The organism is Ulvibacter sp. 2210JD10-4 (assembly GCF_058148525.1).
Genome location: NZ_JBYVJZ010000005.1, coordinates 141,623 through 157,039 on the forward strand (window position 1 = coordinate 141,623; position 15,417 = coordinate 157,039).

At 36.9% G+C, this 15,417-nt stretch carries 11 protein-coding genes; 10 read left to right on the plus strand and 1 reads right to left on the minus strand.

The window, feature by feature from the left end; translation table 11 throughout:
- Nucleotides 1–138 precede the first annotated feature (138 nt).
- The 4 genes from ACY2RT_RS12480 (at nt 139) to ACY2RT_RS12495 (ending at nt 6,469) form a co-directional block, all read left to right on the plus strand.
- On the plus strand, nt 139–1,614 hold the full coding sequence (locus tag ACY2RT_RS12480) for a Na+/H+ antiporter NhaC family protein (protein WP_490156254.1): 1,476 nt from the start codon (nt 139–141) through the stop codon (nt 1,612–1,614).
- A gap of 110 nt (nt 1,615–1,724) precedes the next feature.
- The gene (locus ACY2RT_RS12485; RefSeq protein ID WP_490156255.1) at nt 1,725–2,369 is read left to right on the plus strand and encodes a peroxiredoxin; all 645 of its coding nucleotides are present in this window, start codon (nt 1,725–1,727) and stop codon (nt 2,367–2,369) included.
- A gap of 233 nt (nt 2,370–2,602) precedes the next feature.
- Entirely contained in the window at nt 2,603–5,803 is a 3,201-nt protein-coding gene (locus tag ACY2RT_RS12490; protein ID WP_490156256.1) for a ligand-binding sensor domain-containing protein, read from the plus strand.
- Between the two features lie 33 nt (nt 5,804–5,836).
- A complete protein-coding gene (locus tag ACY2RT_RS12495) occupies nt 5,837–6,469 on the plus strand; it encodes a response regulator (protein ID WP_490156257.1) in 633 nt (210 codons plus the stop codon).
- Between the two features lie 14 nt (nt 6,470–6,483).
- Here ACY2RT_RS12495 and ACY2RT_RS12500 read toward each other — a convergent pair whose 3' ends face one another.
- Entirely contained in the window at nt 6,484–8,790 is a 2,307-nt protein-coding gene (locus tag ACY2RT_RS12500) for a hypothetical protein (RefSeq protein ID WP_490156258.1), read from the minus strand.
- A 172-nt stretch (nt 8,791–8,962) separates the two neighbouring features.
- Between ACY2RT_RS12500 and tpx the strand changes: the two genes are divergently transcribed.
- The 6 genes from tpx (at nt 8,963) to lolA1 (ending at nt 15,409) form a co-directional block, all read left to right on the plus strand.
- Complete coding sequence (gene tpx / locus ACY2RT_RS12505) at nt 8,963–9,463, plus strand: thiol peroxidase (RefSeq protein ID WP_490156259.1); 501 nt, start codon at nt 8,963–8,965, stop codon at nt 9,461–9,463.
- Nucleotides 9,464–9,823, plus strand: coding sequence for a diacylglycerol kinase family protein (locus ACY2RT_RS12510; RefSeq protein WP_490156260.1), 360 nt, complete (start codon nt 9,464–9,466; stop codon nt 9,821–9,823).
- A 104-nt stretch (nt 9,824–9,927) separates the two neighbouring features.
- Nucleotides 9,928–11,319: a vWA domain-containing protein gene (locus tag ACY2RT_RS12515; protein ID WP_490156261.1), complete on the plus strand. Its 1,392-nt coding sequence runs from the start codon at nt 9,928–9,930 to the stop codon at nt 11,317–11,319.
- A gap of 2 nt (nt 11,320–11,321) precedes the next feature.
- On the plus strand, nt 11,322–12,305 hold the full coding sequence (locus ACY2RT_RS12520; RefSeq protein ID WP_490156262.1) for a hypothetical protein: 984 nt from the start codon (nt 11,322–11,324) through the stop codon (nt 12,303–12,305).
- Between the two features lie 85 nt (nt 12,306–12,390).
- Nucleotides 12,391–14,766 (plus strand): FtsK/SpoIIIE family DNA translocase, encoded by a 2,376-nt coding sequence (locus ACY2RT_RS12525; RefSeq protein WP_490156263.1) that lies wholly within the window; start codon nt 12,391–12,393, stop codon nt 14,764–14,766.
- A gap of 1 nt (nt 14,767) precedes the next feature.
- A complete protein-coding gene (gene lolA1 / locus ACY2RT_RS12530) occupies nt 14,768–15,409 on the plus strand; it encodes an outer membrane lipoprotein periplasmic chaperone LolA1 (RefSeq protein ID WP_490156264.1) in 642 nt (213 codons plus the stop codon).
- Nucleotides 15,410–15,417 lie beyond the last annotated feature (8 nt).

A 15,417-nucleotide genomic window follows, 5' to 3' on the forward strand; every position in this document is an offset into this window, starting at 1 on the left:
ATATCGTGTGTTTTTTACCGCTCAAACATGCTTTCAGAAATTGAAAAAAGGATAAAAAAAGGAGAAATCCTGTTTTTAACAATACTTGCAAAGCTCTTTACAAAATCGTAACATTACATATCAAAAAAATATATACGAATGCAAGACCAGGAAAACCTTTCAAAAATTAATATTGAAGATCAAAAGATTATGGAAAATAAAGAGTTGAACATATGGGAAGCTCTTATTCCGGTAGTTATTTTAATGGGGCTACTCGCCTATAATATTTTTTTAGCGGACGGAGCCTGGTTAGGGGATTATTCCAATCAATATATACTCCTTATGGGAGGTGGAGTTGCTGCAATAGTTGGTTTCTTTAATAAAGTCTCTCTAGGTAGAATGCTTGTAGAAATCTTGGAAAATTTAAAAAGTATTTTTATTCCTATCATGATATTACTTCTGGTGGGTGCCCTTGCAGGTACCTGGTTGGTTAGTGGTGTTATTCCTGCAATGGTCTATTATGGGCTACAAGTGTTAAGCCCGGAAATTTTTCTCCCAGCCTCAGTAGTGATCGCTGCCATTATTTCAATAGCGACAGGAAGTTCCTGGACAACTTCGGCAACAGTAGGTATTGCCCTTATAGGTATTGGAACAGCTTTGGGAATTTCAGGAGGGATGATCGCCGGTGCGGTGATCTCCGGAGCTTATTTTGGTGATAAAATGTCTCCTTTAAGTGATACTACTAATCTGGCTCCCGCTATGGCTGGAACCGATCTCTTTACGCACATCAGATATATGGCGTTTACAACAGTGCCTACTATAATTGTTGCACTTATTGTGTTTTCAATTATAAGTACAATGATCGATACTACAGGAAGTGCTGATATTAGTGGCCTATTAGCTACCATCGACAGTACCTTTGTAATTACTCCATGGTTATTTATAGTTCCGCTGATCGTGATCGCTTTGATTTTACTAAAAACAAAACCACTTATCGCGTTGGCAGCAGGAGTGTTATCTGCTGCTGTTTTTGCATTTATTTTTCAGCCGGAAATTCTAGGAGGAATATCATCGTCTAATACTTCCTCTATTATTAATGCAATCTTTACAGATACCGCTATTGTTACTGAAAATGCAAAACTCAATGACTTGTTTTCATCAGGCGGAATGAAAGGAATGTTGTGGACCATCTTTTTGATTATCTGTGCCATGGTATTTGGTGGCATCATGGATGCGATTGGAGCCTTGGCCAGAATTACAAGAGAACTTCTAAAACTTGCTACTACGGTTTTTGGGCTCTTTGCAAGTACTGTGATAAGTTGTTTAGGATTGAATGCGATAGCGTCAGACCAATATCTGGCGATTGTGATCCCCGGAAAAATGTTCAAAAAAGCATTTGACGATCGTGGCCTGGCCCCGGAAAACCTATCCAGAACCCTTGAAGACAGTGGAACGGTTACTTCTGTGTTGATCCCCTGGAATACCTGTGGTGCATACCAAAGCGGTGTTTTGGGAGTAGGTGTTGGCGAATACTTTGTCTATGCGATCTTCAATTGGTTGAGTCCGTTTATGACACTCCTTTTTGCAGCTTTCAACATAAAGATCCGTCAATTGGCCGGAGCCAAAACCGCTTAGTATTTTATTGACAGAATTCTCAAAATTTAAGTGCTTTTAGCTTTTAATTCAGTTTTTGAATTCGTACTTTTGCACCCTTAAATAAGTACTAAAATTCAAAAGTAAAAACTATGGCATTTGTAGGAAAAAAATTCCCTGATTTATTTGTTGACGCAATAGATAAAAATGGCGTAACTCAAAAAATAAATATTCTCTCAACAGCACAAACTGAAGGAAAAAAAATAATTCTTTTCTGGTATCCGAAAGACTTCACTTTTGTTTGCCCGACCGAGTTGCATGCTTTCCAAGCTGCACTTGATGAGTTTGAAAAAAGAAACACTTTAGTTATAGGGGCTTCATGTGATACCCCGGAGGTTCATTTTGCCTGGTTGAATACTCCAAAAAACAATGGTGGAATTGAAGGTGTATCTTATCCTATACTTGCAGATACAAACCGTAATCTTTCATCACAATTAGATATCCTGGATATTACAAATGAGCGTTACGATGAAGAGACCGGAAATGTACTCGTAGATGGTGATAATGTTACGTATCGGGCCACCTACTTGATCGATGAAAAAGGAACGGTCTTTCATGAGAGTATTAACCACATGCCGGTAGGTAGAAATGTTTCAGAATTCATTCGATTGATCGATGCATATACTCATGTTCAGGTAAACGGAGAGGTGTGTCCTGCAAACTGGCAGGAAGGAGCCTCTGCAATGAATGCAGATCGTAACGGTGTTGCAGAATATTTGAGTCAGCATTTAAATTAAGATAATAGTTTATAGATTAAGTTAAGTTGTTTTAAGGCCCTCTCTTTTAAAATTCAAAAGAGAGGGCTTTTTTATTGCAAAAATTTGTATTCATTAAAATACTACCCAAACAGGTGACGGTTTCATAGAAAAAGCTTCAGTACTTTAATTGAACTTTTATCTGTATACTTTTATAAAAGAGGTTGGTATACGGCTGGATTTTGTAATTTTAGAAGACCAAATACATTTCTTTTATGGGGAAAAGAATACATCAAATCTGTATTGTATTAGTATGCTGCCCTTTATTTTCAGCAATTGCACAATACGGTATTTCAGATTTTAAGCATATCACTATTGACGACGGCCTTTCGCAAAATTCTGTCAATTGTATATATCAGGACAAAAATGGGTTTATGTGGTTTGGAACACAAGACGGGTTAAATCGGTTTGATGGACATAATTATAGCCTGTATAGAAATGAAAGGAGCAACACGAATAGTATTAGCGATAATTATATATGGGATGTGTATGAAGATGACGAGAACGTTTTATGGGTTGCAACTTTTGGTGGAGGGCTAAATAGCATCAATCTTTTAACAGGGGAAATTGACCACTTTAAATTAAATCCGGCAGAAAAAAATTCTTTTCCAAGTAACAGGTTGTTTTCCATTACTGAATATCCCAAAGGAATTTTGTGGATTGGCAGCAATGAAGGGCTGATTAGGTTTGACAAGGCCACAACTCAATCAACATTATTTCTTTCACAAAAAACAGAAGATAATACCCTAGAGGATAATTATATTGGTATTGTAACAGTAGATGAAAGTGGCTTTCTATGGTTGCGAAGTGATTTGGGGCTTACCCGTTTCAATACTACGACACATACTGTAGAATATTTTCAGCGAGGACCCTTTTCGGACAGTTTTGATCTCGGGAACATTTTAGATATAAAAAGTATAGACGGTGTTTTAAAAGTTATTTGTACTGCCGGCCTGGTCGAAATAAACCCAAAATTGAAGACTGATTCATTACTACTATCTGCTTCTACCGTTCAAATTGGAGGTCGTACACCCCTCTTCAGTAAAATTTTACCATTAGCAAATCATCGTTATGCTATTGGCACCAATCTTGGCCTTATACTCTTTGATGTAAAAACCAAAAAAAGCATTATTTATCAAAGTGATGCCGCAGATGAAAAAAGCCTTTCACATAGTAATATTACTTCTCTATATAGATCAAATGATGGCATCCTTTGGATTGGAACCCGCAATGGCTTGAATAAAATTGAAAGTGAAAGACCGGATTTTATTCATATTAGAAATATGATTGGTAAAAAAGGACTGAGCAGTAAGAATGTAAACTCTTTCATTGAAGAAAATGATAGTTTGCTCTGGGTAGGGACTACCGACGGATTGAACAGATATAATAAAGACAACAACACATTTGAAATTTTTAGAAAAGATGATGGGAAAAATCACGGACTGAATTCAAATTATATTTTGTGTCTTTTCAAAGACTCTAAAGGAAACAAATGGATAGGCACCAGAGGTAATGGTTTCTATAAAATGATCTCAGAAAATAAATTTAAGCATATAAAGCCACTTAATAGTGAAGCGGCCTCAAGATCTGTCCACTTTATTTCAGAAGACAAGGAAGGAACTCTATGGCTAGGGACCGGTGGTGGCGGATTATGGAAATATGATCCCGTTAAAAACACTATAAAAAAGTATGAAACAGCTAAAGATGGAACAGGCCCTAATCATCCTTATATCTTTGCAATTTTACACGATAGTTTTGATAACATCTGGTTAGGAACGCCTACGGGAGGTCTAAACCTTTTTGATCCGAAGACAGAAAGATTTCTATATTTTCAAAATGATCCGGAAAATAAATACAGTATCAGTAATGATATTATTCTATCCCTCTATGAAGATCACCAAAATAATTTATGGATCGGGTCTAACGGGGGGCTTAACAAACTTGTTCCTAAGCTTGAAAAAAATATGTTTAGCCGTTTGAGTTCCAGACAGGTTAAAAATGATTCCTTATTTGTGAACTTCGGGCAAGAACAAGGCTTTCCCAATGATGTTATCTACGGTATGCTTGAAGACGAACACAATAACTTGTGGATGTCCACTAATAAAGGATTGGTAACATTTAGCATGAATGAAGAACAGGTTATTAGAACTTTTGATGTAAGTCATGGCATACAAAGCAATGAATTTAATCAAAACGGTTATCATAAAGGAAAAGAAGGCCTTTTTTATTTTGGTGGCGTAGACGGCTTCAATATATTTCACCCGGATAGTATCGCCGGGAATACATACATCCCTCCGGTAGTCCTTACTAATTTATATTTGCTTAATGAACCTGTTAAAGTAAGTGCATCAAACCATTCTGAAGAATTCACACTACAGAAACCTCTTTACAGCTTAGATGAAATTTCTTTATCATGGAAACATGATGTAATCACTTTCGATTTTGTAGCATTGAGTTTTATAAGCCCCGAAAAAAATACCTACAGTTATATGCTGGAAGGCTTTAATGAAGATTGGGTACAAGCAGGAAATACCCGTATGGCAACTTACACAAATCTTGATCCGGGTGATTATGTATTCAAAGTTAAAGCCAGTAACAGTAGTGATATATGGAATGAAACCGGAACCTCTCTAAAAATAAATATCAGTAACCCCCCATGGTCAACCTGGTATGCGTATACAGTGTATTTTTTATTATTCTCCGGAATGTTCTATTTATTTGTTCGTTACCGTATTAAACAAGCTACACAAAAAATCAAGATACAAACACAAATTGAAAAAGCCAGAATGCAGGAACGGGAGGCTTTCAGAAAAAGAAGTTCTCGCGATTTTCATGATGAAGCCGGAACCAAGATCACAAGGATTGCTCTTATTACCGAATTAGTGAAACTAAGCACCAAAGACAAGCCCAAAATACAGGGACATTTAAAGCAGATAGATGAAAATTTACAAGAGCTTAACATTGGGATGCGTGACTTCATCTGGGCATTGGACCCCACAAAAGACAATGTGTATGATACCTTAACACGTTTTACTGATTTTGCCGGATCTTTTTGTGAAGTAGCAGGAATTCAATTCAATTCCAATACAATTTCTGAAAACCTGAAACAACACCAGCTCAATATGGCAGAACGTCGTCATATTTTACTTATTTTAAAAGAATCACTCAATAATAGTATAAAACACGGCCAACCTACTTTGGTCACCTTTACTATATCGTGGGTTCAAAATAAATTGGCGTTGTCACTTAGGGATAACGGAATAGGGTTTAACAGCAATAAAATATCCTATGGACATGGATTAAAGAACATAAAAGAAAGGGCAGACGCCCTGAAGGCTAATTTAATGATCAACTCTGAAGAAGAGAAAGGAACAGAAATAATTATTGAATTGCAGACTACCCGTATGGGTGATTGATTTCAAGTTGTTTTTTGATACCTTTATTCTGAAATGTTTTCCAAAACCAATATACATGTATTTATTGTTGAAGACGATGCTCTTATTCGTTCTTCCTTACAACAGATTATTAATTCTTCGGAAGGATTTTCAGTTACAGGTAGCTTTACAACTGCCGAAGAAGCGATTGAAGCGCTAAAAGAAAATGAGCCGGATGTACTTTTGTTAGACATTGATCTCCCCGGCATTTCGGGTATTGAAGCTATACCCCTGCTCACAAAACTACAGCCGGAACTAAATATTGTAATGTTAACAGTACATGAAGAATCGCAGACTGTGTTTTCTTCATTAGAAAAAGGAGCTGTAGGTTACTTATTAAAAAGTAACAATCCAAATTCAATTCTGGAAGGCATCAACGAAGTTTACAATGGAGGTGCTCCAATGACTCCTTCTATAGCAAGGCAAATTATAGCTTCATTTAAACCTGAAACGAACGACCAGCTTTCAGAAAGAGAAACTGAAGTATTACAAAAACTTTGCAGCGGATCTAATAATAAAAAAATTGCCGAAGATTTGTTTGTGTCAACAAACACAGTAAAAGCACACATAAAAAATATCTACAAAAAGCTACACGTAAATTCCCGTGCTGAAGCAGTTTCAAAAGCTTATAAAAAAAAGTTGATCTAAATCCTGTTCAAAAACTAATCGAATTTACAGCCCATAACCTGAACATTTCCATTATGACTTACACCTGGAGTATTGTTGGGTGCAGGATAAGGGTAATTTAATAAGCGTAGTCCTGTGACCATCACATTTTCTCCTCCCATAATCTTCATTGCATATTTACGCGTAGAAACTTCGACAGCAGTATTATTCATGTTGGTAACTCCTTCCGGAAGTGCAACAATAACTTTTGCAGTACCAAAATTGTAAATACCTTTTAAACCAGAAGGTAAATTAGTTGGCAGATGAGTTAATTTTTTTCCATTTACAGAGACAACCGGTGCAGGATTATCCATAGGGTTTCCTCCCGGTATATATGGCCATTGTTTTTCATGTAAAGGCGTAGAAGTACTATAATAGCCATTTGCCTTATTCTGCAACCACTTTTTGTCATCAGAAACCGGCTCCGATCCGGTAAAAACAGCTTTATGCCTATTTTCAGCTTGTATTATAAGTGGAGAAAGCCCTACAACAGTTGCCCAATTTACTTCAGCTGCCTGCTTATAGATGCCATCTTTCACTATAATGGTTACCGGTCTTTCATTTTGACGGTGAATATGTGCCTCATCCAATGCCTTCTGTAATGTTGCAAAAGGGGCTGTTTTGGTCCCAGGATTTGCATCACTCCCATTTATGGCTATATAGAGTGTTTTTGGTTTTGGTTTTTCATCATCATCATTATTCGCAGGAATATCGTCAAAAATGGTAGCATCATTTAACCAATCATTATCTACAGGCTCATTAGGGCTACTTACTGCAAAGAGGATCTGAAAGTTTTGTATTTTGGTGCCTTGGATCGTAATGGTATTTGTAGTAGATAAGATCCCATTAAAAACGGGTTCGTTTAGATCAATATCTATTTTCCCGTCTGCTTTTGACTGTGCCTCTTTGATCATTTTATCGATATCCATATTCATTACCTCATCCGGAATATCATAACCCATATTCTTTAATTCATTTAGCATCTGAGGGTTGGCCATTTTTTTGTTTTCTTCCAATGCAGTAGAAGTAGCGATGTTTACAATAGGCTGCCCTTCAACCTTTAAGCTTGTAATGTTTTGATATAGACCCGGGCCATATATTTTTCCACTTACAGCACCTTCGGGAAAATCGAGTTTATCCAATTCATCTTCGATGTTGTCCAAAGAATTGAAAAGGTCATTCAATTGATACAACATTCGTCCCGTATCAATAGCTTCATTATAAAATGCACCATCTTCTACTGGTATTTTTGCTTTTCGCTTAAGCTGCTGAGCCGTTGGATCGCCTTTAGCAGCATAGTTTGCGTTTGCTTTGGCAAAAGCAGCCACCATCATATCAACGGTTTTATACATATGTTCTTCACTCATAGAACTAACATCAAGACCTGCCAGATTTGCTGCTGAAGCTACAAGGTCGAGTGCTGCTTTTTTAACACTGCCTCCATATTTCAGAGCAGCTCCAAATAACTTTGCACCATTATCTGCTACATCCATAACATCTAAACTTGTTGACAGCGCATCCAAAGCGTGTTTAGCGATAGCAAAACCATCTCGTTCCGAAAACCAACCTTCTTCTTCATCGCCATCTTCGGTACCTGCTTTTACTTTCTTCTTTTGGGAAGGTAATGGCTTTTCTGAACCGTTCCCTCCTATTCTCTTAATATGAGGTTTTGCATTATATTCTTTCATATATTTTAGATACCCAACAATGTTTGCCTGCCAAAATTGTTGTACAGTTTTTAGTTGCTTCATAGCATCGGTATCCATATTGCTTTGCTCCATCACCTGAAACGATCGTGGTGTAGTATGGAGGTAAGTACTAAAACTTGCAGTTAAAGCTCCTAATCCCGATTCTGTTTTAATCATTTCCATATCCTCACAAAAATTGGGACCCGGAACATATTTATCCATCATTCCCCGGATCTGTAAAGAAGCTTTTTTATTTTTTACAGAAGTGGTAAATGAATTATATGGATTTGCCTCATCAAGATACATAACCCACATATTTAATCCGGATGTCATTTTAGAGTCATCGGGACAACGGTCTATGAAATCTTCTTCTATAACAAGTACAGTGCCTCCTTCACTTTTAAATGATTCAATAAAAGGCAGTGGAATTTTCTGTGCAGCAATGTTCATAATACCTGCACCTATAGTGCTTTTAGACCTAAGTACCTTAAACTCTTGATATCCTGAATTGTTTTGCTTAAACAACTCTTGCATACCAGACGGTATATCTCCGGGGTCTTGAGCATTCACAACTAGTATCGAAAGGGCAAACATTAATAGAAGTAATTGTTTCATAAGAAGTGGTTTAATATTGAAAGAGGTTACATTATTTCAAACCTAATCAATAGGTAAGCTCCTGTCAATTACCTGTTTGGGTGATTTTCATAGCATTTTAATAATATTCCAATGCTTTTATAATTTAATGAGGTGGATTGTGTATTTTTATCCTTCAAAATCATCTAAAAAAATGGCATCTATCACACTTGACGGAAATCCTTCGGAAACCATTGGAACGCTTCCACTAATAGGTTCTACTGCTTCAGATTTTACATTGAGAGCAACAGACCTATCTTCAAAATCTTTATCAGATTATAAGGGTTTCAGAAAAATTTTAAATATTTTTCCCAGTATTAATACAGGGGTTTGTTCGGCTTCCGTAAGAAAATTTAATGAAGAAGCTTCAAAATTAAAGAACACGAAAATTTTATGCATTTCAAGAGACCTTCCATTTGCTCAGAATAGCTTTTGCGCTGCCGAAGGAATTGAAAATGTGGAAATGCTTTCCGATTTTGAAGATGGTAGTTTTGGAAAAGTATACGGATTAGAAATTATTAATGGTGCCTTTAAAAGTTTGCACTCAAGAGCGGTCATCATTTTGGATGAAAACAACAAGGTAATTTATACAGAACAAGTACCTGAAATTGGTCAGGAGCCCGATTACATTTCGGCTTTAAAAATGTTAAACTAAATGTGGAATTCTTATTTAGGTAAACGCCTTAAAGGTTTTGGCTATGCATCTAAAGGTGCCTGGATGCTGCTTAAAAACGAACCAAGTATCCAAGTGCAGGCAGTTATTGCCGTACTAATCACTATTGCAGGGTTTTATTTTGATATCTCAACAACCGAATGGCTCTTTCAAATATTCGCCATAGGTTTGGTCATGAGTATTGAAGGACTCAATACAGCTGCTGAAGAGATGGCAGATTTTGTCCACCCTGATTTCCATAACAAAATTGGCTATATAAAAGATGTTGCTGCCGGTGCTGTCTTCTTTGCAGCAATTGCAGCAATTGTTATTGCCTGCATTATTTACATCCCGAAGTTTTAAATTCTAAAATCACCCAAACAGGTGATTGACTGCTACTTATCTGGTTTGTAAGTTTATTCCTAAATAAATTATTTAATTATATTAATTCTAACTCTTAATAAATTATGAGACTAGCTATCGTTCTTATCTGCGCGTTTAGTCTTGTGTTTCAAATGAATGCACAAGACAAAGAAGTACTTTCACCAATCATTTTTATTTACGATGCAAGTGGTTCTATGTGGGGTCAAATACAAGGCAAAACCAAAATGGAAATTGCTTCAAATGTTTTGTCTACTTCGGTAAATAACCTTCCTGAAAATCAAAAAATCGGGTTAGTGGCCTATGGTCATCGGAAAAAAGGGGATTGTAAAGATGTCGAGTTTTTAGTAGATGTTTCCAACGAAACAAAATCTAAGATAAATAATGAGTTAAAAGGAATCAAACCATTGGGAATGACTCCTCTCGCCTATTCTGCAACACAAGTAATTAATAAGCTTCGTACCTCTAAAACAAAAGCTACCATCATTCTGGTCACTGACGGAATAGAATCCTGTAATGGAAATATCTGTGATGTGGTAAAAGCTGCCAAAAAGGAAGGCATTGATTTTAGACTCCATATCATTGGCTTCGGATTAAAGGCCGGAGAAACAGAACAGCTTAAATGTGCGACAAATGCAGGTGACGGGCAATACTACGATGCTGTAGATGCGGGTGGCTTAAGCGATGTTCTAAATGAAGCTACTTCAGAAACCATTGACAAGCCGAAAGGCAACTTTGGAGTCTACGCTGTTAAAAATGGAGAACCCATTGATGCATACGTAAAGGCATTTAAAGCTGGTACTAAGCAAGAAGCAGGTACCTTAAGAACTTATAAAGAAACCCGTTATATGTATTTGCCTGCCGGAACTTATGATCTTGTAGCGCATCCTCTTGGCAGTGACGTAAATTCAATAACCATAAAAGGGGAACAAAGTTTCGATGATAAAATAACCGAACGAACCATTAGTTTTGATGGCGGAAAGCTAGGTATTACCACTACAAACAACGGCGAAAACTGGGATTGTACTGTAAAAGTCTATGGACAAGATGGAAAGGTAGCTGCAACTGTACGCACTTATAAGGTTCCAAAAGAAGTGGAAGTAAATCCCGGCACCTATAAAATTGCAATTCAAGGATTGGTTATGGAAGGAATTGATACCTATGCCGAAATTGAAAACATAACTGTTAATGCAGGAAGTGTTACCCCAGTTTCACATAATTTTAAAACAGGAACTCTTTTTGTCGATGCTAAAGCAGAAGGTAATTCTATTGATAGTGTTGTAACCATACATGAAGCTTCCACAAATAAAAATGTTGCAGGTAGCCGTACCTACGACCGTGGTACCGAATTTCTATTGAATCCGGGTACTTATAAAGTTAAAGTAGCTCCGCTTGGAAATTTTAAAGATAGAAAATCGCAAACCTTTACTATCCAATTAAAAACCGGGGAAGCCATCACAAAAACAATTAATTTTTAACCATGAAAAAACTACTAAAACCGGCCAGTATACTATTCTACCTGCTCTGTTTACTGGTCTTTTTTGTCATTGGAGTCTATTTTGCCGGCCTTATAGATGCAGGGAAAGGACAAGGGCTGGCAGGAGGTGCGATTGTCTTAGGCTGGGGTGTCCTATTTGGCGGAGTAGCCTTTATTGCCTCTTTCTTTGTGGCGTATCACATATCACATAAAAAAGTGATACTGGTAAATTGGATTTTATTTATTCTTCTTTTAATTGGGTATGGAATTACACATTACAGATTTAAGATGCGTCATAAAAATGACAAAGAACCTGCAAAAGAAAATCCTAAAAAAGTAACCTCTCCAGCAACGACTGAAACAACGGCAATGCTCACCTATAAGGAAGCTAAAGATGCTATAGAAATTCCTGAACAAGCTCAAACCTCAATGGGAATGGGCTATTTTTCACCTAACTATTTTGAGAACCCAGTACTCTATTTCTACGGAAACCTCAACCTGGAAAAATCAATAAGAGAGCATATGCCGTATGATAGTATTACCTTTACCAAAAATAAATACGGTTCTTTTGACATCGCTACTGCCCCTCCCTGGCTTGTACCGGATCATTTAAAGTTAGACTATGATCTGCTGTATTTTAAAATTGAAAGTGTGACACAGGAATTTATAGAAGTAACCGTCAATACACAAAATGGACAAACCTCCTATGTAGACAGAAGAGCCGGGAATGTTGTTTATTGGCCTGAGTTTCTGTTAAATGTTCATTCTGTAGAATTTCTCCCCGATTCCGGCGAGAAAGTACGAACTCGGCCTTTTGAAAATGCAGGCTTCAGTAATAGCCCCTATGAGTTTATGCGCCCTCTTAGAGTTAAAGGGGAATGGATGGAGGTTGTTTTAATGGATTATGGTTTCAAAAAAACAGGTGAAGGTTGGATTCAATGGAAACGAGATGGTAAATTACTAGTGATGTATAATCTTTTAAGCTGAAAAGGATTCTTATGTTTTAAAAAATTTTATGTAGTTTGGGACGTTTGATATTTGTATTTTTGCTCAAAAGACAACCCAACCTTACATGGCGAAGAAGAAAACCGCTACATCTAAAAAAACAAAAAAAACGCGTAAAAAAATTAGTTTTGCGTTATCTAAACAACAAAAGGTCATTTTAGGTAGTTTCCTGTTCTTGTTAGGAATTGCGTTGTTGTTCTCTTTTATATCTTACTTTTTTACCTGGCAGGCAGACCAAAGCGATGTTGGGCTTATAGACCAACGTGAACTGGAAGCAAAAAACTGGCTCAATAAATTTGGAGCTAATGTAGGACACTTCTTTATATATGATGGTTTTGGAATTGCTGCCTTTATTCTTGCCTTCTTAATTGCTCTTACCGGTGTTTATTTCTTTTTTGATTACGCAAAAAAACAACTCAAACGTTTTTGGTTCTGGGGTGTGTTACTTATGATCTGGATTTCCGTATTCTTTGGCTTTTTTGCTTCTAAAACTACATTGTTAAGCGGTACTATTGGTTTTGAAATCAATGATCTTTCTCAAGATTATTTAGGACTGATAGGCACTATATTAGTGATGACCTTTCTGGCAATTATCTATTTGGTAGTGCGTCTAAAAGTAACTCCTGAAAAAGTTGTCAGTACTCTAAAAAACACCAAGAAGGATATTGCTCAGGATTTCACATCTCCGGAAGAGACAGTTGATCAAACCGATTATGAAAAAGAGGTCATTCAAACGGTAACCTCTTCTGAAGAAAAAACAGTAGACCTAGATATTCAAAAAGAAGAAATAGAAGAACCTACACTAAAAGTAGTTCCAAAAACGAGTGATGCCTCTAATGAAATTGAGGTAACTATGGAAGTAGAACAAGCTGTTGAAGAAGAAACCCTTGAAGACAATCTAAGCAAGAAGTTAGTATCAGATTTTGGAGAATTCGACCCTACTTTAGAACTCAGCAACTATAAATTTCCTACTATTGAATTGCTTAAGGACTATACAGGCGGGCAAGGAATTACGATCAATCAGGAGGAGTTGGAAGAAAACAAAAACCGTATTGTAGATACCCTCAATAATTATAAAATTGGTATTGCCAATATTAAAGCAACTGTTGGCCCTACAGTGACCCTGTACGAAATTGTTCCCGAAGCCGGAATTCGGATTTCAAAAATTAAAAACCTGGAAGATGATATTGCGCTCTCACTTTCTGCACTGGGTATCCGTATCATTGCTCCTATTCCGGGCCGAGGAACCATTGGTATTGAAGTTCCTAATAAAAACCCAAAGATTGTATCGATGCGATCGGTAATTGCATCTCCTAAGTTTCAGAAAGCTGAAATGGAACTTCCCTTGGCTTTGGGAAAAACCATTAGTAACGAAACTTTTGTAGTTGACCTTGCTAAAATGCCCCATTTATTAATGGCTGGAGCAACCGGGCAAGGTAAATCTGTTGGGTTAAATGCTATACTAACCTCCTTACTCTATAAAAAACATCCTGCTGAAGTAAAATTTGTCTTGGTAGATCCTAAAAAAGTGGAGCTTACACTTTTCAATAAAATTGAACGTCATTACCTCGCAAAGCTACCGGATACCGAAGAAGCCATCATCACAGATACCAATAAAGTGATCTATACGCTCAATTCCTTATGTATAGAAATGGACGCACGTTACGATCTGCTTAAGGATGCAATGGTTAGAAACATAAAAGAATACAACACCAAGTTCAAGGCTCGTAAGCTGAATCCTAATGAAGGGCATCGCTTCCTTCCATATATTGTATTGGTAATCGACGAGTTCGCAGACCTGATTATGACTGCCGGTAAAGAAGTGGAAACACCTATTGCCAGGTTAGCACAATTAGCACGTGCCATCGGGATTCATTTGATTGTTGCAACACAAAGACCGTCTGTAAATGTGATTACCGGAATTATCAAGGCCAACTTCCCTGCACGAGTAGCTTTTAGGGTAACCAGTAAAATTGATTCTCGTACTATTTTGGATAATTCTGGAGCCGACCAGTTAATTGGGCGTGGAGATATGTTATACACACAAGGTAATGACCTTACCCGCCTGCAATGTGCTTTTGTGGATACTCCGGAAGTAGCCGATATTACAGACTTTATTGGTTCTCAAAAGGCTTATCCAGATGCACATTTGTTGCCTGAATATGTAGGTGAAGAAGGTGGCACAAATCTTGATATTAGTATCGAGGAACGTGATAAAATGTTTAGGGAAGCAGCAGAAGTTTTAGTAATAGCGCAACAAGGTTCAGCATCATTATTACAACGAAAGTTGAAATTAGGCTACAACCGTGCCGGAAGAATTATTGATCAACTGGAAGCTGCAGGAATTGTAGGACCTTTTGAAGGAAGTAAAGCCAGACAAGTACTCGTCCCAACCATCGACGCATTAAACCAACTATTAGACAACGAAAGTAATAACATTTAACATGAAAAAGTTAGCCTTATTATCAATAGCAATTTTTACTGTAACAATTGCAAGCGCTCAGGATGCTAAATCCTTGCTGAATGAAGTATCAGCTAAGGCAAAAAGTTATGACAACATCCATATAGATTTCAAATACAATCTTAACAATTCAAAGGAGAATGTAAATCAGGATACACGAGGTGATGTAACACTTTCGGGAGAAAAGTATGTATTGAATATGCTGGGAACTACCCGTTTGTTTGATGGAAAAAATATCTATACCATTGTTCCTGAAGATGAAGAAGTCACTATTTCAAAATATGATCCCAAAGAAGATAAAGAGATCTCCATCTCTAAATTATTGAGTTTTTATGAGAAAGGATATACATATAAAATGGATATCGTTCAGAATGTAAAAGGAAGAAAAATTCAGTTTATTAAATTGATTCCTATTGATTCTAAAGCCGAAATGAAAGATATCTTATTAGGTATCGATGTACAAACCAAGCACATTTATAAATTAATTCAGACTGACGCGAAGGGAACAAAATATACTGTTACTGTAAATTCTTTTAAAACCAACCAGCCTCTTTCCAAAACCTTGTTTACCTTTGATGAAGCCAAATATAAACAGGGCGGCTACTACATCAACAAGTTGGATTAAGGTACTCC